This window comes from Pseudoalteromonas sp. C8 (assembly GCF_011378685.1).
Lineage (GTDB): Bacteria > Pseudomonadota > Gammaproteobacteria > Enterobacterales > Alteromonadaceae > Pseudoalteromonas > Pseudoalteromonas arctica.
This window is the reverse complement of record NZ_WTKT01000006.1, coordinates 110,214-131,644: the sequence shown is the minus strand read 5'-3', so window position 1 is coordinate 131,644 and position 21,431 is coordinate 110,214. Positions and strand designations below refer to the sequence as shown.

The following is a 21,431-nucleotide window of genomic DNA, read 5'->3' as shown; positions in this document are numbered from 1 at the left end:
GCAATATAAAGCGCAGCGCCTTTGTGAATTTGTGAAAAAAGGAAGCAAAGCTTCCTTAATTGAGTTTTATCGTTCGCGAACTAAGCGAAAACCAATGTAGTTAGATCTAAAATCAGGCGCTAAAATTAAACGCGTAGATGCACGAGCAAGGCTTGGTGCAAAGTTCCACGCTCCGCCTCTTACTGCTACATCAGACTCACCTGATTCTTTATCGGTCCATTCCCATACATTGCCTACGGTATCGTATAATCCAAATGCATTTGGAGAAAAAGAACCTACTGGTGATGCACGTCTGTTTGACCATTCACTACCACACCAACCACAGTTAGCTAGGTTTTTACCAATTTCGTTACCCCAAGGGTATTCTGTTTCAGTTCCTGCGCGTGCTGCGTATTCCCACTCAACTTCGTTAGGTAAACGAAATTGCTGTCCTGTTTGACCAGATAACCACTCAGCGTAAGCTTTTGCATCGTTATAAGTTAAACATACAGCAGGAAAGTCACTGCCTTGCTCAAAACCAGGATTACGCCAATTTAAATTTGCTTCCCATACTGGTTCGCCATTTAAATAATACGCACACCCTTTATTTTTTTCCGCTTGAGTTTTATAACCTGTATTTGCTACAAACTTTTCGTAGGCACCCACGGTTACTTCTTTACTTTGCATAGCAAAAGAATTTGCTATTACTTTTTCAATTACTGGACGTTCATTAGCTAAACCATTGCCGTTAATATCGCCCATTTTAAATTTGCCTGCAGGAATAACGACAACCGGCGTTTCAACGTTTGCATTTAATACATTAACGTTTTCACTAACCTGGCGTGTTGTTACTTCTGGTTGCTCTCGAGTATAGGTCGGTGCAGCAATCGACTTAGGCTTTTTTACTAAATTTGCATTAATTGTTTGCGCTTTATTCAAATCAACACGTGCTTGATAAGGTTTATAACCAAGTTTACGTATTTCAATGTTATGAATGCCCGGCGGTAAACGTGTAATCAAGCGTGTTGAGCCAAAGCTTACACCATCGATAAACACTTCATCGTCGTATACGTTTGATCGTAATGTTAGCTCTACCGATTGATCCTTCTTCTTATTAAGGATAGAAGGGTAATCTTTTTTCACCAATGCAGGTTTAACTGAATAATCACGTACTGGCTGCTCATTTAAACGAGAAACCGACACTGTGTTGCTATTATCCGCGCTATTACTGAATGTTAACTGACTATCAGTAAATGTATTGTTATACGCTGGTTGATAAGCAGCCGTAAGTGGCGTGCCGTACTCAGAACAATAGCGGTTATCTATGCTTAATAAGCTACATAAACGGCTGCTATTAACTTCACCGCGCATAGTTACGCTTAAGTTAACGTTGTAATTACCTTGGCCGCTAAATGCACTGTTAACTACATGGCTACTTAATATTTGTACTTGAGCGCCCGCCAAATTACGTTTTGGCTCAACAATGCGCTCTTCTGTTAGATTTGCAAAAATTTGATCAACAAAGCGTTTAGTTGCTTTTTGTAGACCCATTTGCTGACCGCGTTGCTCACATGCTGCTAGCGTTTCTGTTCGCTTACAGTTAATAGTGTGGTTAACCTCAAGCGTACCTTCACGTGTAAACTCGTTACGTAAACGCTCTACGCGGGCTGTAGTTAACTGCTCTTTTAAACTTTCTAATGTATTTAAAAGCGTATGCTTAGCAACACGAATTTGTTCTATATCTTTACGGTGGGATGCAATTGCCGCCAACTGCATAGAAATGTCATCTTTATTTTGCTTATGATCAATCACCGCTTTTTGATAGCGTGATTGAGCCGCACTAATATTAATAGTGGGATCGTCAATTAAACGACGGTACATTTCGTTCATCGCATCGAGCGCTTGGTTTTTTTCTTTATCTAGCTCTGTAGAACGAGAACGAAGTAGCTCTAATTGATTTTGTAACTGACTTTCTTCTTTAAGATGTTTTTCAAGTATTCTTGTCGAGTTATCGTATTCTGTCTGTTTAACACTAATCTCTGAGTCAATTCCAGTCACTGTAGCTGTGTCTTGTGCAAATGCACTACTAGCTAACAAACTAGCTGAAATTAACAGAGATAAAGGAGTAATTCGCATATATTCCAGTCCCAAAAAGCGGCAATTATTTGGTCGTTATTATTTTTTATAATTAAAGCCTTATGCTATGTACTTGCAGCACAAAACACAAGCTTTGTTCAATTATTATATTAGTTTACAACTATTCGCGTGTTTCACGCCAGTAAATAACCCGATCATTTCCTCTAAAGCGTCCAAATTGTAAAATAGTACGAGGATCAAGCTGTGTTCCATCGCCCTGCCAATCCCACTTTAACCAATCATAAGTATTATATTCTAAGGTAAATTCACCCAAACCATTTGGCTGTGCATAAATACCGTTATCTGCCGGATACACTCCCGCTTCTAGCTGGCCAGATACACCAGTCCCATATTTATAGGTTAATTGTGGGCTGCTAGGTGATATTTGAGTGATTTGGGTATGATCAAATACACTACAATTATCTTCAGTGTTATTTACAAATCCACTGCCGTTGTAATACTGAGCCTGCATAGGAATAAGTAAAGGGTCGAGATCGGAGCCTGCGTTATTGCCAAGGACTAAACGTCCAAACCTAAACTCTATCGGTAATGCATTTAGTCGTACGCTATTACAACCACCCGAGCATGCTGTTTGTGTATTAGGTTTATCATTTGCATCAATGAGTGTTGCTCCTTCTATGTTAGAAAGCGTTGCCATTAAGCTCACCATAGCGAACGGTCCGTCTGCTTGCCCTACACCTAATCTTTTAAGTGTCGTGTTGAGTTGGCTCATTTGCCATTGACCATCGCTTGTATCTCCCCAGTTGTTATTTCCTAGGTTTACTAAGCGGCTAGTAAAATTAGTTGCAGGTACATAGTTACCTACTTCATTATTTTCGGCATTAACGTCTACACTTGATTTATCAAAGCCCGCTTTATAATTAGCCATTAGCTCACCATTTTGATTTTGTGCTTGTACTGTAAAGCCAAGTTCAAAAGGTTGATCAAGGTAAGTTAAATTACTGCCGTATTGCGTGCATTGCGCGGCAGCTTGAACCCCCACTACCTGAAACTGCGAAGGTGCAAAACGACCAACGTTATATAGCTCACCTTTTACATCTCCCGCACCAAAATAATCGGCATCTTGAAGGCCTGCTGTTAAATCAATGATGCCAACTTGGTCGTAATTATATTGCGATATAGATTCACTCAAACTACCTGTATCACTAAACGCAACAGTACTCATCGCTTCAAGCGTACCTTGAATGCCTGGCGTAGGCGCTTTAAGTAATGCCTCTACAAGCGGTTGCTCTGTAATAAAATGCTTAGCTATGTTGTTATTTGTAATATTGCTGTAGTTGTCTGGGAAACCATCGTTGTTAGTGTCTTGCCCTGTTTGCCACTGCACCGCATTCATTTTTAAATCGAATGCTTCGCCAGTTAACCTAAATAAGCTCCCATTAGCGTTTGCTGCATAACCATCACTTGCAACTTCCATCGCTAATCCGAATGGCTTTACAACATATTCATTTGAACTACCTGTTAGATTTACTGACAGGTTAGTAATTGGATCTAAAATTAAGTTGGTTTTTACATTTAAACTCAACTTTCCTGCATCGGGATAATTTATAACAATCGGGGCTTTAGACTCACTATCAAAGTTTAGCGTGAACGATTTAGCTGCTTGCTCGACCGCAAAGGTATTATTGTTGTTACTAAGTGAAACCGTATCAGAACAACTTGCACCAGCACTGCATGTATACGATAAATCTAAGCTTACATCACCACCGGCGGGAAATGCGGCTTCGCATACGCCCGTAGTGGTATTTGTTTTTACCGCTTGAATAGATAGCGCTTTTGCATTAAATCCAGTATTTGAAGGCTTTGCTGATAACTGAGTAGGAATTGTAGTATTTCCATCTGTATCATTATTAAAAATAAATCCAGCATCAGAAAACGTAACTTTGCAGCCACTCAAACCAACATTATTACCACCGATATAACAACGAAGAGGTGCAGAAGGATCCGCAGTGTTATATCCAAATGTAACACTGCCTGTGGTGCGTTTAGCAAATTCGACAACCGCTGATCCTGTAAAATTAATATTCTCCCCCGTAACCCAACTTTGCTGACCACTATTATCTGGAGAAAGGTTTAAACTAGACGGCTCAGCAAATAATAAGTCGCAGGCATCATTAGCGCAGGCTGTTAGTGTCATTTCTTTAGCTTCACACGTTAGACCTTTGTTATCGCTTATTGTTAAACGATAATGATCCAGTGTTTCTGGTGTATAAATACCACAAAAACCAGGGATACTTTCGGGTACTGGTAGAGCGTCAAACGTTGAGCTCCCTTCGGTAATAATTTGAGTAGCCGATGTAATTGATCCCTGATACGTTACATTTTGAGCGATTCTTACCTCACCAGTTGCAACAATATAGCCCGCAATATTTGCATCGGCTGCAATAGCAACCGCACCATCGACATAAATAGCCAAGTACGCGCCAGTTTCTACTACTATATTTGTTTTACCTATATTCAAAAATGAAGTTGATAGAAGTGAGGTTGTGTCTTTTAAAAAAATACGTGTAGGCGCTGTTACTCTGTATTGTGTTTCCAGCATACTTAACTGCAACTCATCGTAATAATAGTCGCCAGCTAAAGACGTAGGTACGGGCCCTGTTGAGCTACCATCATTTGTAACCGTTGGCACCTGCGCCGCTTGATTCGGTTCTAAAGAGTTATAACCACCAGCAACACACGCCTGACCATTACACAAAGGAGGGCTTGTCAGCGCTGTAGAAATTAAACTTGTGGTGGTGACAAACTGCGCATTACCATCGGTTATTTCTACTCCCTGCACCAGCTGCACTTCACCATTGTTATAAGTAGAAATAGCGCCTGGGAATAGCGTATCACAATCTAAAATATCACCATTAAATACAAAGGTACTGGTCATGGCGAGTATTGATGCTTCCTCGTTTACGTGACGGCGCTCGTTATCGCCATCACGATCTTCGTCAACAACAAGTCCTAGCCTGTCAGTTCGCAGGTTACAGCTGCGTAGCCACCCGCCATCATCTTCTTGGCGTGAGTTTTTACTTGCTACAACTAACGGAGCCACACTAAAGTTATTAGTAAAACTAAAGTAATTACAGCCATTGCTCCAGCCGTCAACTTCAAAGCCTGTGAAAAAAGTTTCCCACGATACCTCAACGCCATTATCGTCAGAAAATGTGCGGTTACTTCCGGGCTCTACAGCCATATAGGCAACAGTTTCGGTTTTTATGAGCCCAAGTGCTGTTTCAGATGCTTCTAAAGCAATATTAACGCCGCTGGCAGATAGAGAATTACTTTCTACTGCAACTGTTAAAAACGGAATTAATGCCTCAGAAGGTGGATTGCTGTCTATGCTATTGAGTGTTTGTAACGAATGGAAAAAGTTTGGCCTTTGAGTAAACGGTTCAGCAAATGTTAAAGACTTATAGCCTTTAGGTGTTAATGGAGCAAAGCCAGACTTAGAGCCATACTGTAATTCGAGCAATAGATCAGTATTACCTACTTCCATAATTGTGCCGTCTGGAAATTGATGCACACCATACTCAATGGCTAAATAGTGCGCTCCCATACTAATATGCCCGCCATCCTCTCCTGAAGGTTCAAGCGGTAAGGCCTCAAAGCTAGTTGTGGTTATATTACGTATTCTTATTATTGCAGGGTTTCCGCCTTGGTTTGTTGAGAGCATAAAAACAGCAGGAGGCGTTATATATTGCTGTTGAAAATTAACTTCTGTCCAAACAGGCGATGTATATGTATCTTGCAGCTCTATATAACGGCCTTCGATTTTTGGAGGCACTGCATTTGCGTAATTACAAAGTAACACGCAGCTAAAAAATATAGTGACCAATGCATTTTTCATCATGGTAAAGTTTTAGCCTCCACACTGAGCGTTCTTTGTGTTTGCCAATAATCTTTTCTGCAGCTACTCCCTGCAGGGCAATCAATTGCGGCGCATGTTGCACTGCTTTGTAAGTAATATATATTCACAAGCCCGTTGGTTGTACTGCTATCAGGTAAGTCTATATATTCATCGCAACTCACCACTACTTTACAGTTAGCTAAATATGCAGTTTGGAAGGTTAAATCAGTAGTAACTGATGTACAGCTTTGAACTGAGCTATTTGTTGGAAATAGTTGCGTTAAACCACTTTCTAGGCCGCTTTGTGCTGCCATAAAAGCGCGAGCCCCATAATACTCAATCGTATTTTGTTGAGATGCACCAGAAAGCACTTTAACTAATGCTAATCCTAGTGCTAATAAAGCAACAATAATTACCAAAGAAACAATTATTAAGTTCCCTTTTTGTTTACTGAGTAAGGCTTTTCCGTGAGGATTTTTTTTAAGGTACATTAGGAATATGTACCTCATGGTTAAAGTTCATTACTTCAGTATCGTTAAATTGCATTTGCGCATTCACATTAAGCACAGCGTTTCTTTGTAGGGAGAGCGCATCAAGAGTAAAAAATAAATCGCTCGCTAAATTATTGGCAATGTAAATACCTAATAAATCACGTTTAACACCACTGCTTATTTGTAAGCTCACGGCATCTAATTGATTAACAGTAAAACCGTAATTGGTATATCTATATAAATACTGCCCTTCAACGCAAAAACTTACAGGTTCTGAAAGTAAATAAAGGCGTTTACTCGGCGACTCTTGGGTAAATGCTTTGCTAAATTGCCACTCATCAATTTCGCTCGCTGAACTGTTAAATGCTGATACTTGCAAGCGCTTATTATTGTTTTCATCGTATATATCAGCACTGCTTAATGGGTAAATAGTTGCCCAATCTCCAGCTTGCGGCTGCGTTAAATTATTAAGTTCAAAATCAACAGCGCTAACATTAAAAGGCGCTGCAGTAGGTAGGTAATTTGTATAGTGGGTTGCCGATAAAAATGGCGTAAATTCTAAGCACTGCTGAGCACTACAGGCCCCGCTAGTATTATTATCGCAAGAAAGCCTTAATGAATTTGGCGTAGCGTGGCGAAGCTCTTTACTAAGTCGCGTTATTAAAAAGCGGGCCTGGGCTACTGCTTCTTGACGTTCAACACCTTGTGAGTAAATACTGACCCCAGCACCAATAAATGAAAATGCACTTACGGCTAAAATACCAATAATAACCATGACAAGTAATAGTTCTATAAGGGTAAATGCATTTTGGTATTTAGCTCTTTGCATTAGTAATTCCCTTTATATGCACTAAATCCGTAAACTTCGCCTAAGGGTGATGTTACTTCAATAGTAATACGCTTAAAGGTTGTGCCATCGTTGATGGTCAATTCGTTAAAGTCGCTATCGTACTCAACAGTAACAACTAAGTTAAAGTCACTGTATTGGCTTAACACCTCACCTAAGCTATTGGTGATAGGCTGGTTAGACAGTGCAATATAGTCATCTACATCGTTATAACTGGTTCGGGTTTCTAGGCCTGCCCCTAAGCTATCGACGCCTAAATCGCCCTCTGCGGTACAAGGCTCAACACCCAAGGTTGTTTCGCCGCAACGCCTAAAAGGTGCACTTCTATCGCTGTGCTCATCAAACGATTTACTTTGAATTTCGTTCATTAGTGATTGACCAAATTCAGAGGCTCTTAAAGCCACAATTGGCTCTGCACTTCTTTTTGCTTGCGGGGCAATTAAAGCGGTAATAATGCTTAATGCAATAGCAAACATGACTATGCCAATAATAAGCTCAATTAAAGTGAAACCTTTTACTTTAAGGGCACGCATAGATAAGCCCTTCACCACTTATGCATACGCCAGCTAATCCAACGTCTATTCGACACTGCGTAGTACAGGTTTGATTTGATTTACCTAAAGGATCAAAACTAATTTGGGTAAATATATTCGCGTTACTATCTAAAGCACTAAATGCTATATCACTTCTTTGCGTGTTTATTTGTACCACTAAATGATCGGTGTTATTAGCATCGGCTCCACCGGTACATGTATCGGGTGTGGGGGGAGCAATAAGTGTGGAGGTTATATAAAGGTTATGACAACTTGCCATTGCTGTATTTTGCATGGCACGAAGCTGCACTGTCCTCAGTGCATTTAAAGTACGATTTCGATATGAATACGCATCTTCTGTTGAGCTGCCCAGAAATTTGGGAACTGCCGTTACCGACAGTATACCCAATATTACTAGAGTAATAATTAACTCAATGAGTGTGAAGCCACGCAATCGTTGCTTACTACTGCTTTTCATTTATGAAATTAACAACCTTCTATAAAAAGCTCAACTTTAGGCGCTGTTACAACTGTTCTAATTGGCGCTGTTGCTGCTGCTGCTGTTGCTTCTGTATACTCAATTCTACAATCATCCCCTTGCTTATAACTATTTGGGAAAATAATCACTTTTGTACCATCTACAACCAAATTAAAATCTGCAGAATCGTTATCTGCAAACTCTACATCAAGAAAAGCTTCAAAATCATCTTGAGTTGCCTTTGGGTAGCCATAAACAGTATTAACAGTCCCAGTATCTACTGTAACTGTAGCCGTTTCTTCTTTGTGATCACTAGCAATAATAGACTTGCCGTTTACGATATTCATACCACTACGAATAGAGCCCTGTAAGCCTTCAAGTGTTGAAGCATTGGCATCACCTTGCAAGTTTAAAAAGCGAGGTGCTGCGGTAACAGCTAAAATGCCTAAAATAACAATTACGATGATCAATTCAACAAGTGTAAAACCTGCTTGTTTATTCATTGGTAAACTTTTTAACGATTGCGTTTTCATAAGTAAGCCTCTTTTTAATTACTTAATTTTTAAATATTTTTACTTTGCCTGTTTTAGCAAAGTATGAAAAACCTGTTAAACCTGATATTTCACTCGTATTAGTAGGTATACTTTTAATATCAATGGTATGAGTTAAATAGTAGTCGCATTGCGTACTTTCTGCATTGTACCTAACTAAAAAATTTACACTTTTTATTCTTGATATTTCATTACTTAACGTACTACTGGGTGCGTCTTGTAAAATTACATTTAAAACTTGGCGACATTTATTAGCATTTATAGCTTCTGCACGAGTATCTTTTTTTTCTGTTTCATCGCTTGTTGGTGTACCTAACACTCCATCAATACCAACTATTACACCTCCATAATTAACAAATGTTTTGTTTGACCTACTGCTTGGTCTTCCTTCTAATTCCCATTGACCCCTAACCATGCCAACGGCCGATGAAAAACTACCCGCAATAGCATCTACGCTTGCATTATGCGCTTGATTTTTAATACCTATATATTGAGGTATAGCAAAGCTCAAAATTACTGCCAGTAAAATAACAACAATAACTAACTCAAATAATGAGAAACCTTTTGAGTAAGCCTTTGACGCAATCACTTGGTTAATTACCTTTAATCGCTGACATCATGTTCCACATAGGCATAAAAATACCCAACGCTAAAATCAGCACCATAATGGCAACAAACACAGTTAAAATAGGTTCGATTTTTGCGGTTAAACTACGTAGATCGTAATCAACTTCACGCTCATAATAATCAGCAGCCTCTTGTAATAGCTCATCAACCCGACCTGTTTCCTCTCCCACCGCAACCATCTGTAATACAAGCTGAGAAAACAGTTCAGAGCTTTTTGACGCTCTAAGTAAACTATCGCCCTTTTCTATATCTTGGCGCATAGTAACAATCGCTTTTTCCATATAACTATTATCTACTGCATGCGCAGTAAGCGATAATCCAGTGGTCATGGGAACACCCGATCGTAATACCATAGCTAAACTTTGGCTGTAGCGAGCAAGCAAAGTACGTTTTAGAATATCGCCAATAAATGGAATTTTTAATTTATATTGATCCCACTTAAAGCGCCCAGTATCTGTATTTAAATAACGCTTCCAAGCGAATACCGCTCCAATACCCATTACCAACAATAACCACCAGTAATTAACAAAAAAGCTGCTAGTACCAATTAATATTTGAGTCATTAACGGCAATTCGGCATCGAATTTGGCAAACATGCTCGCAAAGGTAGGAATTACAAAAATATTTAAAATAACCATAGCTGCTACAAGAGCCAAAATAACAAAAGTAGGGTAGCGCATAGCTGCTTTTATTCGTTTGCGAGTTTCCTGTTCTTTTTCAAAGTAAATAGCGAGTTGATAAAATGCATCTTCTAATCGGCCAGAACCTTCACCAACCATTACCATTGACACGGTTAGGCGGCTAAACACCTCGTTATGAATTGCCATTGCACTGGATAAGTCGCGGCCTTGCTCAAGTTGCCTGGTAACTTCCATCAATACATTTTTAAATTCTTTATTTTGTGTTGTATCTGCCAATCCAATCATTGCTCGTATAATTGGAATACCCGCTTTTAGTAGCGAATACATTTGTCTAGAAAACATAATCATGTCGTCTAGCGTTATTTTTTCGACAAATAAGTTATCGAAAATTTTAATGTTATTTTTTGTTTCAACTAAAGAGATTGATATTGGTATAAATTGACGCTTCATTAAACTATCAGCTACGCCAGCTTGGTTACTCGCTTCTAATTGGCCTTTTACCAAAACACCTTTGCTGTCTTTCGCTTTATAGCTATATAGTTGCATCAATATCCCCTACTATTTCTGGGATATATTCAGCCACTTTAAATACTTCATCTAAAGAGGTAATACCTTTCTTAGCGTAATTTAATGCCATTGCTGAGAGTGGCGAAAAGTTTGCGCTATTTTTAGCGGCTTTCGCAAAACCTTGTGTGTCGTTCACTCGTAAGGCATCCATCATTGCATCATCCATTTCGAGCAACTCAAAAATACCTACACGCCCTTTATAACCAGTGTGATTACATGCTGTGCAACCTTGCCCTTTAGAAAATTGAGCATCTGTAATCTCTTCGCCTAAATATTTTAACCAACTTATTTCTTGGCGATCTGGCAAGTACGGTACTCTACAGTCATTACATACTCGCCTTACTAATCGCTGAGCAATAATCGCTCGCAGTGAACTTGCCACTAAGTAAGCCGGTGCACCCATATCGATTAAGCGCATAGCGCTGGTAATTGCATCATTGGTATGTAACGTTGATAGTACTAGGTGGCCTGTTAAAGCGGCCCTTAATCCAATATCTACGGTTTCTTGGTCACGCATTTCGCCAACCATTATAATGTCAGGATCTTGCCTTAGAGCTGTCCGTAAAATACTGGCAAAACTTAGCCCTATTTTATTATTTATTTGTACCTGGTTAATACGTCCAATACGATACTCAACCGGATCCTCTACGGTAATAATTTTACTTTCTTGTTGGTTTAACTCACTCAATGCACCATAAAGTGTGGTTGTTTTACCCGAGCCTGTTGGGCCAGTAACTAAAACCATGCCATGTGGACGTTTTATAATGCTGCGCACACGTTTTAATATGTGTGCCGGCATACCCGTTTCATCTAACGATAATAATCCTGCAGATTGATCAAGCAAACGCATTACAACTGATTCACCATGCTGAACGGGCATGGTAGATAGGCGCACATCAATACTATGGCTGCGCACTTTTATATTAAACCGGCCATCTTGAGGGAGGCGTTTTTCAGATATATCTAATCCCGACATAAGCTTTAAACGTAGCACTAGTGCCGATGCTATTTTTACTTGGTTAAGAGTGTGCTCTTGTAATATTCCATCTACACGTTGACGAATGCGAAGCAAACCTTCATCTGGCTCAATGTGAATATCGGATGCGCGAACTTGCACAGCGTCCTCAAATATTGATTGCAGTAACTTTACAACGGTTGCATCGGATGTCTCATCACCTAAAGAGTTTAAATCAAATTCTTCTACGTCTTGATATTCTTCATGGAGTTGTGCTGCAAAGTTGGTAATTTCATCTGTGCGGCGATATACGTTGTCAAACGCAGCCATGATTTGGCTTTCTTGTACAACAGCTAAATCTATTCGTTTAGGAGCAAGCATAGTAGCAAGTTGATCAAGGCCCCTTAAATCAGCAGGATCGCTCATCCCGACCAAAACAGAGTCACCATTGTCTTCGATTACTAGTGCTCTGTAACGACGCGCATATACCTCAGATAAAAGCTTAGATACATCGTGTGATATTTTTCGCTGTGATATATCTAAAAAAGGTACCTGTAATTGCTGCGCTAAAAAGCGTAATAATTGTGGCTCACTAATAAACTCAAGTGTAATAAGTGTCGAACCTAATTTACGGCCCGTTGCAGCTTGAACATTTAATGCTTCACTTAGTTGCGCTTCGGTGATCATGTGTTCGTGGACAAGTAAATCGCCTAAGCGCATTTTTAAACTAGGTCTCATACGGCCTCCTTTAGTGCAACTAAACGCTGTAATGCATGCTGGGTCATAGCGGTATTTAACCCACCTAAATCTAGAGCTACTTTATAAAGCTGTTTAGCATCGAGGTACTCTCCTAGTGCATCTTTTGAGGTTGCAAGTGCAAGCCACCACTTGGCTTGACTAGGCTGGAGCTGTGTAAGATGTTTAAAGCTTTCAAGTGCTTTGTGGTGCTTACTCGCACTTTGCGCAGCAGTACCTTGCAGCACCCAAAAATCAAGATTCGCCTGGGATTCAAATTCATCACTTAAAAGCAGTAATACTCCTTCATACTGTTGTTGCATAATGAGTATTTTGCTTAGCATTACACGCCATTCAAGTACGTTAGGGTTTTGGCGAATACCTGATTGCAAAACCTGCTGTGCAGAATTTATATCTTGTTGTTTAAAGTAAGTTGCAGCCAGTAAATTTCGAGCCTCAACATGTAAAGGCGATTGCGCTAAAATAATGTTTAAATCACTAATAGCTTCGTTGTATAAGCCAAACTGTATTGCCTGTTTAGCTGCTGCTAATTGCTCGACCAATAAAGCCTGTGGTGACTTAGTTTCTGCCGCGCTTTTGATCATAGTATTTTGTGGCTTAGTTTTAGTCACTGAAGTAGTTTTTGGCTTGCTGACAATAACTTTGCTAGCCACTAACATATTATCTTTAGCTAGTGCAGGGCTTTGTTTAACCTCGGCAATTACAACCGGCTCAGCCGTTGGTTGAGAAACCAGTGATGTTGCTTCACTCAACTTGGATTCAGCTAAATCATTCACTTCCGGTTTCATTTGCTCAACTTGCACAGCCTTCTTCACAACTTCTTGCTCAACTAAAGGCTCTACAGTGCTTTTTTCATCTTGAGAATCAGATAAATTAGAGCTCAAAACCGCGACCATTTTTTGCTGTGGTAGCACAGACTCACGTTGAGTTTCTTTTTTGTCGGCGGTCGGTAAATACAGGTATGCTAAAAAAATGACACTTAGCATAATAAGTAAAATTGCGGCTTTAAATACAATGTTTTTTACATCATATATTGGCTTTACGCTTATACCTTCTTGAATATTCACTTGTTTAGCTTCACGTTGCTCAATATTTTTAAGCATATTATTTATAACGCTCATAACCACTGCCTCCATACCCATATGGCAGCAATAGCTAAAACACTAAACATTAACGCGCTGTAGCTCCAATATTGACCGGTTCGATATTTTGCGCAGTCTTCGGTATCTTTTATGGCAAGCTGAATATGGCGATTTGTTATTGTATTTAACCCTTCACCGTAAGCTTGTAATAGTGCTTTGTGGCATAAAATATTAACTAATCTAGGAATTCCACGGCTTGCTCTGGCAATCTTAAGCCCCATACTATTATTAAATAAAGGAGGTCTATTAAATCCTGCAACTTGTAAGCGATGATTAATATAATAAACAACCTCAGCGCCAGTCATCGCCCGTAATTTATAAGAAAAACTAATACGTTGGCGCAGCTGCCTTACTTTATTGTTTGCCAGTTTTTCATCAAGTTCAGGTTGCCCAAATAACACAACTTGAATCAGCTTTTCGCTTTCTGTTTCTAAGTTTGTAAATAATCTCAGCGCCTCTAGTGTCTCCCAACTCAAGCATTGCGCCTCATCTATCAAAAGCACTACGCGCTCATTATCTTCTTGTAAGTCGAGTAAGTGATGATTTATAAGCTGCCCTAGTGCTTGTTGGTCCAATGCTTTATCTACATCCATACCCAGCTCAATTGCAATCGCCCATCTAAGCTCTTCAGGGCTTAAATAAGAGTTAGGTAAATAAGCCACAATGTAATCTGGCTCAAGTTGGTTTAATAGCTTCCTACAAAGCAACGTTTTACCTGTCCCAACTTCACCGGTGACTTTAATAAACCCCTCACCCATTTCAATGGCTGTTGTTAGCACTTGCATCGCTTCGTGGTGCGGCTCAAGTGCACAAAAAAATTGTGTGTTAGGGGTTAACGTGAAAGGCATTTCACTTAAATTAAAAAAGCTTAAATACATAGTTAGTTTTCATACCATGTTTTTAAAAGCTGACGGCTTTCACCTTGTTGTTTTTTCCAAGTATCGGGCATAACAACGGTTGGTTTGATTAAAATAATTAGTTCTTTTTTCTCTTGGCGTTTACGAATACTTTTGAATAAGTTGCCAAATATGGGGATATCACCCAGCACGGGTGTTTTTGATTCTTCATCCTGTGTTGACGTTTGCATCAAACCACCAATAACCACTATTTCGCCACTTTGAGCGCGAATAACGGTATCTGATTCTCGAATGTTGCTCTGCGCTAGAGGTAATTCAAAACGTTGATCGTCTAAAGTAATTACCTTTAGCTGCTCTTCTGTTTCAGTTACTGAAGGGTGAACATGCAAAATAACTGAGCCGTACTTGTCAATTTGCGGCGTTACATCAAGCGCAATACCAGAAAAGAACGGTGTTAAATCAATCTCAGGCGAGGTAGTTGTAGCAGTACCAGTTACCGTCGTACTTGATACATTAGTAACAAAGTATTCGTCTTGCCCTACTTTTATAACTGCTTTTTGGTTGTTTGTAGCCGTAACGCGAGGGTTAGATAGCATCTGCACATCACCTTGGGTTTCTAGCAAGTTAATAACCCCGTTAAAGTCACCCTTTTGAATTGTCAGCGATGACGCTCCGCCAATGGCAGCCGAAATACTATTACTAATTGTAGAACCCGCTGTTGTAGCAAACGAAATACCGCCTTCTAAACCACTGGCTATGCGCTCCCAGTTGACCCCTTGTTGGTACTCATCTTTTAAGGTTACTTCTATTATTTTTGCTTCTAAAATAACTTGGCGTTGCAGGTTTTCTTGGCTTTGACGTAAAAACTCTTTTAGCTGACTAATTTCGCTTGGTAATGCATTTACGGTTACCAAACTAGCTTGTGGGCTTGCAACAACATAGCGCCCATCGCTTGCGCCAATTAAAGACTTAAGGGCAACTTCTAATTCCTTCCAAAAATCGTTTTTATTAATTGTTTGGATTCGAGAACCATTCAAATCTAAGCTTTGATTATCGCCGCCAAATTCACTATTTTGCTGGTTACTATTACCTGAACTCGAACCACTAGAACCACTGCCACTTTGTGCAAATTGACTCACCCCACCAGCAACAACACTCACTGTAGACTGACCATGGCGTTGCATCATTAAATAATTTACAGGTATTGTTTCTGTGCGCATTTTGGCTGGTAGTACTTGTACAATTCGTCCTTCATTAACAATATCTAAAGGATACATACGCTTAATAACATTAATGACTTCATTAAACGTAACGCTTTTAAGATTTAAATTAATTGTGCCATTTACCTCAGGATGCACAGCAACACTAAAAGGGGTATCGTCTGTTAAGCCTGCAAAAAAAGCGCCTATTTCAACATCATTTGCTGCAACATCAAAACGCTTTATAGATAAATCATCACTTATAGTTTGCTCATTATTTATAGATGACAATAAGCTTTGTGTAAGTTCGCTTGGCATTTGTAAAGGCACAATTACTTTAGGCTCTGTAGGTCTTTCAGATAACTCTTGCTCTATATGATTTTTAACCTCTTTACCTGGTTTAAAGCTATGGCACGCAGTTAAAAATGTAGGTAACAATAGAAGAACAAGCCACGGATGAGATAAATTATTTTTTAATTTCATAGTCATATAATTCTAATTTTATTTGTTTATCATCATTTGCTAACACAACCTGTTTTGAGTTAATGCTTAGCACCCGAAAATCATCTACAGCATCACCAACTCGATAAATATGGCCTGAAATAATGGCCTTAAATGCTGTACTGTTTTTAATAATAGATTGCAATTTAAGTTCTGTGTTTTGAGTTACACTCTTGTTGTTATTTACATACATATTTGGTTGAGTAGGATCGCGTAATTGCGCTAATGCACTGGGTGCGAAAGTGAACAAAAGTAATAAAAAACATAAATTATAATGCGATAAATTTTTCATTAGCGCTCACTGTAGCAATTTGTAAAGTTAATTCAGCTTGAGGGTACTCTAGTACCTGATAACTAAACTCCTGTATTAATAACTTATCTTGATTATTTTTTAATGCGGCTAAATATTTTTGTAAGCTAAAGTAGCTACCTTCTAAAGTAACGACCATCTGATGCTCAAAAAATAATGTTTGCGTATCATGTTCACCTAGTTTTTCTACATCGATAGCCTGTGCTGGTTTGACATTAAAGCTACTCACTTTTACGTCGCTACTATCTACGAGCAAATCTTTTAAAACGGCAGGTACATTTTTAGCCGCTACAAAGCCTTGACTAAAACTATTAAGTTGATTATTTATTTCGGCTAATTCATCTCTGGTTTGTGCAATTTGACCGCGTAAAACCTTAGTGTAGTCGTAGTTTAGTGCTTGGTTTAACATGGAGAGTTGCGCATTTATCTGCTGTAACTCTTGCAGCGTTGTATTGTGCTTTGAACGTATGTTGGCAACTTCATCTTGCTGTGGAAAAATAACGAACCAGAGACCGAGGTAAATCACTATAAACAAACCAACAAATAAGGTGGAATACTTCTCACGTTTTTGCAGCGATGCAAACTGAGCTTGGTATTTAACCCATAATGGCCAACCTTTATTTTTATTATTCTGGCTACTTATTGTTTGGCTCATGGTTTATCGCCCTCATCACTAAGGTCTGTCGCTACATTAAATTCACTCACACCTGCTTGCGTAGATAACTCTAAAACTGAAAACTCTTTATCAATAAAAAATGGCGACTGTTTTAAATTATCAAACCAAATTGGTAAGAATTTTGATTGCGATGTTTGACCCTGAAGCGTCACACTTTGCCCTACAAACTTAATGTGGGTCAGCCAAATATTAGGTTCATGATACTTCGCTAAATCGTGCATTACCTGAGCGTAATCGGTTGCAGACTGATCTGAACTTTCCTCTAAATAGCTAAATATTTGCTGCTTGTGCAAAACCTCTTGCTGAAGTGTTTTTAGCTCATTAATAAAGAGTGTTTTATTTTGTTTCTCTGCTAACTGCTGTTTTACAACTTCTAACTGAGCTTTTCCTTGTTTGAGGTATTGCCTATTTTGTTCTAAATCAAGCTCACTAGAATATGTTTTATAACTGTAAAAAGCCCACGTGATTGCAATAATTAATAGCGCACCTAACCACAACGTAATCATTCCAGACAAAGGGACTGGGTCTCGCCGTACGCGTAAGGTTTTTTGATAAAAGTTAATCCGGGTTTTCATAGCACAGACTCAGGATCTGTTAATTGATAGGCTGCCCCAAGCGCATAATAAAAATTTGGCTCTAATTGCTGCGCTAATTCTAAGTTAGGCTCAAAATCTACAACTTTTACTTGTAAAAACTCTGCAAGCCCGGCTCTAAGAGTTAATGAGGATAAATCATCGCACTGTAACTGAATGCTGCGAATTGGTGGTTGCTTGAGCTGGCTTTCAAAAAAGTCCATAGAACGCTGAATTTCTAATCCTAACGCTTCTACCAATTCTTGATTTTGATCCTTATCTGAAATACCTAAAAAACCATTTAATCGCCTAGCTAATACTAATTGCCCATCACGAATAATTAAGATTCGAGGTTCATGATTAGCATGTTGCACAATCAGCATATGCGCCTCTTTGTATGAGCCAAACAAGGTAACTAAAACCATTTCTTCAGAGGTCATTGCACGCAAAACAGGTTTAGTTTGTTCAAAACTGTCTATAAACGGAAGTAGTTGCAGCTTATTCGTAATAAACACATTCATTTTGCTGCTTTGCATCGGTAATGTTATTGGATAATCGATAAAATCAGCCACAATATTTTCAGGCGCTATATCAACTAAATCTTTTGTAGTCCAAGGGAGTGACTGAATGATTTCTTCATCACTAAGGCTTGGTTTATCCATTTGCACTATTTGATAAAAGTAGTGCGGTATGACTAAATTAACGGCACAAATATCAGTAGAAACCTCATTTGTACAAGCAACAATTGCAGCGGTATAATCGGTTTGCTCAGACACATTTACACTGTGAGAACTGTGAACCATCCATTGGTCGCGTTGTTTTTTTAAACATACTGCGTTAACAGTATCTGCGTAAGTTGCAACACCAATAGCTGTATTTGGATCTAAACTACGATTTAACCATGAAAACAGCTTTTCTTTCATATAGCTACTATTGTTAATTGTGTATGAAATAAGTGTCGTACATTTTAACTACTTTGCCAAATTGAAAACCCAAAAAATGCATGAAACATTCAAAATAGATGAAAATAACTATATTCAACAAATACATAGCTCGTTTCTAAAAAAGAGAAACATTTATTTAGGTATAAAACGTGATGATTTGCTCCATCCGCTAATAAGTGGCAATAAATGGCGTAAATTAAAATATAATTTAGCGTACATGCAAAAGATAAATAAAACAGAACTTCTGACTTTTGGTGGTGCGTTTTCAAACCATATTCACGCCTGTGCAGCTGCCGGAAAAGAATTTAATATAAAAACTCGCGCGATTATTCGCGGACCAGAACTTGATAACAACAATCCAACAATCCAATTTGCAAAACATTGTGGTATGAACCTACATGTAGTTAATCGTATAGAGTATCGAAAACGCCACGACACCGATTACCTTAATGCTCTGCAAGAGCGCTTTCCAAATGCTTATATTATTCCTGAAGGTGGTACAAACGAGCACGCCTTATTAGGATGTAAAGAGTTAGTACAAAGCTTACCTGAGCATAACTACTTAGTGTGCCCTACCGGTAGTGGTGGCACGCTTGCTGGATTAATAGAAGGCAGTGCTTCAACAACACAAGTGATTGGTGTAGCAGTATTAAAACAAGCTAATTATTTAAATGAAGAAATAAAAAAGCTGAGCGCTAAAGCTAATAATCAAAACAACTGGCAGTTACTCACAGAGTTTCATGGTGGCGGCTATGGTAAGTTTTTACCTGAGTTATGGCAGTTTTGCCAAGATATGAGCCGCACACATAATCTACCGCTTGAGCCTATTTATAGCGGAAAAATGATGTATGCATTGTGGCAACTTATCGAGCAAGATTATTTCCCATCTGGGAGTAAAATTATTGCGGTTCATACTGGCGGGCTTCAGGGGCTAAATGGACTTAAATATAGAGGATTAATTTAATTAAATACCGCTTGCGTAAACTCTTGAAGTGGCTCGGAAAAGTAAAACCCTTGAGCCCCCACTACTCCCAATTTGGCAAGCGTAAATAACTCTTTTTGAGTTTCTACACCAACGGCATATACAGGTAAATTTAAAAGGTTTGCGGCTTCAACTATCTTTTTTATTTGCCTTTGATTTTGAGTTTTTTCATTTAATAAATGAATTAGTTCGTATGATAATTTAAGCCCGCATACTTGGTTATAATTAGCTAATACAGCTACTTTTTCACTACTTTTTACATTATCAATCACAACTTGTGAACGGCTTTTTTTAATTATATTTAGTGCATTAGTTATCGATTCTCTATGAGTAAAAAACTCAACCTCACTTATTTCAAATTGTAATTTAGCACTTAATTTAAGCTCTGCTATTTGACTAGGTAACCATTCCCAAAATACATTATTAAACCAATTTTTAGGGTGTAGATTTACACTAACTGTTAAGGCCGAAGATTCACTCAGCATTAGCTTTTTAACTTGTGTTATTACAGCTTTATCTAATATTAAAGCGTCTTGATTACTATAAACCTGATTAATAAAATAACGAGCAGCTAGTAATCCAAGTTGGCTATGCCTAACTCTGATAAGAGCTTCATGTTCTAAAATTTCCCCGCTAGAGAGCTCAAATAAAGGCTGGAAGAATAATATAAATTTATTCTTTTTAATATTTTCGATAACTTGCTTACTAGAAAGTGGTTTTTCTTGACAGTAATTTAACGCTAAGCGGTGAGAATGCTGCACTAAGCTGTTTTGCGATAGCATAAGTGCTGATTTTGCTAACTGATAAACCGCAATTTTATCTGCGCCTAATCGATAGTCGCACACACCTATTTTAATGTTTTTATGAGTCATACTTTTTTGATAATTTTGGCATAGTAAAAACACGCTCTGATGAAGCTTTTCAACGTAGCTGTCTAACTCGGGAGTAGGTATATGTGGCAAGGTGACGGCTAAGTAACTGGAATTTAATATTTTTACCGACACATCTTTAAATTCAATCAATTTTCTAGTGATTAACACTTTAAAAATAGCTTCTTTATCGGTTTTCTTATCAAAGTCACATTCAATGAGTAAAAATAAGCTATGTGATGCTCTATTAACCCCATATAAAGAACTTAATTCGCATTTTTTTACTTGTTTAATTAATCGTATTTTATTTTGTTTTTGTTTAATAATTTTAGTAGGTTGTATCATTTTATTTTTGGGCGTAATTCTACGGCTTACATTCAATAAGCCCCACCAACGATAAGACCAGCCAGCGGCGCCTAATATGATCAAGTTTAGCAATATAAATAAGTAACTTTGTGTTACCCAAGCAGGATAGTGATAGAGGCTCAAACTTAATGTTTTGTAAGAAAAAACTTCGCGCTCTATATTCACTAAATGCCTAAAATGCTCTGCAGGCTTTGGCACTTCCAACACAAAACCTTCACTTTTAGCTAATGCGGCCAACACTTCATTGTTTATAGAAGGAGATAAATTCAGCTCGTAAACGTGTTTAACAAACTGCTGCCCAGAAGCATGAACTTTTTGATGTAATGCATCATTTAGAACGAAATTAAAACTAATAAGTATCATTAAAAATAAGACAAAAGAGATGCCTTTGAAGTACTTTAAAAGCCAGATTTTACTCTTTTGCATAGCCTGCCACTCGTTAAATTATTAACTAAAGTGTTGTTCAATATCTATAGAAGTACAAGGCTGTAAACTAAGTTTAAACGTTTATTAATAGCGCTAAACAAAAAACACTCTGATAAACGAGACATAATAGTTTAAATTAGTTAGATATTAAATAAAGGCCCACATGG

General features: G+C 38.4%; 19 protein-coding genes. 1 reads left to right on the top strand and 18 read right to left on the bottom strand.

The annotated features are described in order from the left end of the window. Positions 1-66: 66 nt before the first annotated feature. The 17 genes from GQR39_RS07845 to GQR39_RS07765 all read right to left on the bottom strand — a co-directional run bounded on the left by GQR39_RS07845 (position 67) and on the right by GQR39_RS07765 (position 18,600). Complete coding sequence (locus GQR39_RS07845) at positions 67-2,115, bottom strand: formylglycine-generating enzyme family protein (protein ID WP_165735290.1); 2,049 nt, start codon at positions 2,113-2,115, stop codon at positions 67-69. A gap of 121 nt (positions 2,116-2,236) precedes the next feature. Beyond that, positions 2,237-5,977: an H-type lectin domain-containing protein gene (locus GQR39_RS07840; RefSeq protein WP_165735289.1), complete on the bottom strand. Its 3,741-nt coding sequence runs from the start codon at positions 5,975-5,977 to the stop codon at positions 2,237-2,239. Then, the gene (locus GQR39_RS07835; protein WP_165721209.1) at positions 5,974-6,465 is read right to left on the bottom strand and encodes an agglutinin biogenesis protein MshP; all 492 of its coding nucleotides are present in this window, start codon (positions 6,463-6,465) and stop codon (positions 5,974-5,976) included. Before GQR39_RS07835 ends, GQR39_RS07840 begins: the two co-directional genes overlap by 4 nt. Then, positions 6,455-7,294 (bottom strand): type II secretion system protein, encoded by an 840-nt coding sequence (locus GQR39_RS07830; protein ID WP_165735288.1) that lies wholly within the window; start codon positions 7,292-7,294, stop codon positions 6,455-6,457. The genes GQR39_RS07835 and GQR39_RS07830 overlap by 11 nt, the downstream gene beginning before the upstream one ends. Further along, positions 7,294-7,845 (bottom strand): prepilin-type N-terminal cleavage/methylation domain-containing protein, encoded by a 552-nt coding sequence (locus tag GQR39_RS07825; RefSeq protein ID WP_165735287.1) that lies wholly within the window; start codon positions 7,843-7,845, stop codon positions 7,294-7,296. The genes GQR39_RS07830 and GQR39_RS07825 overlap by 1 nt, the downstream gene beginning before the upstream one ends. Further along, positions 7,832-8,323 carry a type II secretion system protein gene (locus tag GQR39_RS07820; protein WP_165735286.1) on the bottom strand — a complete coding sequence of 164 codons (492 nt, stop codon included), beginning with the start codon at positions 8,321-8,323 and terminating at the stop codon, positions 7,832-7,834. The genes GQR39_RS07825 and GQR39_RS07820 overlap by 14 nt, the downstream gene beginning before the upstream one ends. Positions 8,324-8,331: 8 nt before the next feature. Next, positions 8,332-8,856 carry a prepilin-type N-terminal cleavage/methylation domain-containing protein gene (locus tag GQR39_RS07815; RefSeq protein WP_165735285.1) on the bottom strand — a complete coding sequence of 175 codons (525 nt, stop codon included), beginning with the start codon at positions 8,854-8,856 and terminating at the stop codon, positions 8,332-8,334. A gap of 22 nt (positions 8,857-8,878) precedes the next feature. Beyond that, positions 8,879-9,463: a prepilin-type N-terminal cleavage/methylation domain-containing protein gene (locus GQR39_RS07810; protein WP_165735284.1), complete on the bottom strand. Its 585-nt coding sequence runs from the start codon at positions 9,461-9,463 to the stop codon at positions 8,879-8,881. A 4-nt stretch (positions 9,464-9,467) separates the two neighbouring features. Continuing rightward, the gene (locus tag GQR39_RS07805) at positions 9,468-10,688 is read right to left on the bottom strand and encodes a type II secretion system F family protein (protein WP_165735283.1); all 1,221 of its coding nucleotides are present in this window, start codon (positions 10,686-10,688) and stop codon (positions 9,468-9,470) included. Further along, positions 10,675-12,402, bottom strand: a complete 1,728-nt coding sequence (locus GQR39_RS07800; protein ID WP_024589866.1) for a GspE/PulE family protein — start codon at positions 12,400-12,402, stop codon at positions 10,675-10,677. Before GQR39_RS07800 ends, GQR39_RS07805 begins: the two co-directional genes overlap by 14 nt. Continuing rightward, a complete protein-coding gene (locus GQR39_RS07795) occupies positions 12,399-13,541 on the bottom strand; it encodes a tetratricopeptide repeat protein (RefSeq protein ID WP_010553776.1) in 1,143 nt (380 codons plus the stop codon). The genes GQR39_RS07800 and GQR39_RS07795 overlap by 4 nt, the downstream gene beginning before the upstream one ends. Beyond that, a complete protein-coding gene (locus tag GQR39_RS07790) occupies positions 13,538-14,440 on the bottom strand; it encodes an AAA family ATPase (protein WP_007586321.1) in 903 nt (300 codons plus the stop codon). Before GQR39_RS07790 ends, GQR39_RS07795 begins: the two co-directional genes overlap by 4 nt. 2 nt (positions 14,441-14,442) lie before the next feature. Further along, positions 14,443-16,107 (bottom strand): pilus (MSHA type) biogenesis protein MshL, encoded by a 1,665-nt coding sequence (mshL, locus tag GQR39_RS07785; protein WP_101217852.1) that lies wholly within the window; start codon positions 16,105-16,107, stop codon positions 14,443-14,445. Then, the gene (locus tag GQR39_RS07780) at positions 16,085-16,411 is read right to left on the bottom strand and encodes an agglutinin biogenesis protein MshK (RefSeq protein ID WP_024594540.1); all 327 of its coding nucleotides are present in this window, start codon (positions 16,409-16,411) and stop codon (positions 16,085-16,087) included. Before GQR39_RS07780 ends, mshL begins: the two co-directional genes overlap by 23 nt. After that, entirely contained in the window at positions 16,389-17,084 is a 696-nt protein-coding gene (locus GQR39_RS07775) for an agglutinin biogenesis protein MshJ (protein WP_165735282.1), read from the bottom strand. The genes GQR39_RS07780 and GQR39_RS07775 overlap by 23 nt, the downstream gene beginning before the upstream one ends. Then, complete coding sequence (locus GQR39_RS07770; protein ID WP_148263741.1) at positions 17,081-17,680, bottom strand: PilN domain-containing protein; 600 nt, start codon at positions 17,678-17,680, stop codon at positions 17,081-17,083. Before GQR39_RS07770 ends, GQR39_RS07775 begins: the two co-directional genes overlap by 4 nt. Next, positions 17,677-18,600 carry an MSHA biogenesis protein MshI gene (locus GQR39_RS07765; RefSeq protein ID WP_165735281.1) on the bottom strand — a complete coding sequence of 308 codons (924 nt, stop codon included), beginning with the start codon at positions 18,598-18,600 and terminating at the stop codon, positions 17,677-17,679. The genes GQR39_RS07770 and GQR39_RS07765 overlap by 4 nt, the downstream gene beginning before the upstream one ends. 76 nt (positions 18,601-18,676) lie before the next feature. Here GQR39_RS07765 and GQR39_RS07760 point away from each other — a divergent pair, with 76 nt between their 5' ends. Continuing rightward, the gene (locus tag GQR39_RS07760; protein WP_165735280.1) at positions 18,677-19,585 is read left to right on the top strand and encodes a pyridoxal-phosphate dependent enzyme; all 909 of its coding nucleotides are present in this window, start codon (positions 18,677-18,679) and stop codon (positions 19,583-19,585) included. On the opposite strand, the gene GQR39_RS07755 is transcribed toward GQR39_RS07760, so the two are convergent. Beyond that, the gene (locus GQR39_RS07755; RefSeq protein WP_240918186.1) at positions 19,582-21,264 is read right to left on the bottom strand and encodes an EAL domain-containing protein; all 1,683 of its coding nucleotides are present in this window, start codon (positions 21,262-21,264) and stop codon (positions 19,582-19,584) included. The two genes, GQR39_RS07760 and GQR39_RS07755, sit on opposite strands and share 4 nt — an antisense overlap. Positions 21,265-21,431 lie beyond the last annotated feature (167 nt).

Bases quoted from the DNA above. Each gene is read 5' to 3' on its own strand.
- GQR39_RS07755 (WP_240918186.1), bottom strand. From the start codon at position 21,264: ATGCAAAAGAGTAAAATCTGGCTTTTAAAGTACTTCAAAGGCATCTCT.
- GQR39_RS07820 (WP_165735286.1), bottom strand. From the start codon at position 8,323: ATGAAAAGCAGTAGTAAGCAACGATTGCGTGGCTTCACACTCATTGAG.
- GQR39_RS07765 (WP_165735281.1), bottom strand. From the start codon at position 18,600: ATGAAAGAAAAGCTGTTTTCATGGTTAAATCGTAGTTTAGATCCAAAT.
- mshL (WP_101217852.1), bottom strand. From the start codon at position 16,107: ATGACTATGAAATTAAAAAATAATTTATCTCATCCGTGGCTTGTTCTT.
- GQR39_RS07825 (WP_165735287.1), bottom strand. From the start codon at position 7,845: ATGCGTGCCCTTAAAGTAAAAGGTTTCACTTTAATTGAGCTTATTATT.
- GQR39_RS07760 (WP_165735280.1), top strand. From the start codon at position 18,677: ATGCATGAAACATTCAAAATAGATGAAAATAACTATATTCAACAAATA.
- GQR39_RS07840 (WP_165735289.1), bottom strand. From the start codon at position 5,977: ATGATGAAAAATGCATTGGTCACTATATTTTTTAGCTGCGTGTTACTT.
- GQR39_RS07775 (WP_165735282.1), bottom strand. From the start codon at position 17,084: ATGAGCCAAACAATAAGTAGCCAGAATAATAAAAATAAAGGTTGGCCA.
- GQR39_RS07805 (WP_165735283.1), bottom strand. From the start codon at position 10,688: ATGCAACTATATAGCTATAAAGCGAAAGACAGCAAAGGTGTTTTGGTA.
- GQR39_RS07845 (WP_165735290.1), bottom strand. From the start codon at position 2,115: ATGCGAATTACTCCTTTATCTCTGTTAATTTCAGCTAGTTTGTTAGCT.
- GQR39_RS07835 (WP_165721209.1), bottom strand. From the start codon at position 6,465: ATGTACCTTAAAAAAAATCCTCACGGAAAAGCCTTACTCAGTAAACAA.
- GQR39_RS07770 (WP_148263741.1), bottom strand. From the start codon at position 17,680: ATGAAAACCCGGATTAACTTTTATCAAAAAACCTTACGCGTACGGCGA.
- GQR39_RS07790 (WP_007586321.1), bottom strand. From the start codon at position 14,440: ATGTATTTAAGCTTTTTTAATTTAAGTGAAATGCCTTTCACGTTAACC.
- GQR39_RS07795 (WP_010553776.1), bottom strand. From the start codon at position 13,541: ATGAGCGTTATAAATAATATGCTTAAAAATATTGAGCAACGTGAAGCT.
- GQR39_RS07815 (WP_165735285.1), bottom strand. From the start codon at position 8,856: ATGAAAACGCAATCGTTAAAAAGTTTACCAATGAATAAACAAGCAGGT.
- GQR39_RS07780 (WP_024594540.1), bottom strand. From the start codon at position 16,411: ATGAAAAATTTATCGCATTATAATTTATGTTTTTTATTACTTTTGTTC.
- GQR39_RS07830 (WP_165735288.1), bottom strand. From the start codon at position 7,294: ATGCAAAGAGCTAAATACCAAAATGCATTTACCCTTATAGAACTATTA.
- GQR39_RS07800 (WP_024589866.1), bottom strand. From the start codon at position 12,402: ATGAGACCTAGTTTAAAAATGCGCTTAGGCGATTTACTTGTCCACGAA.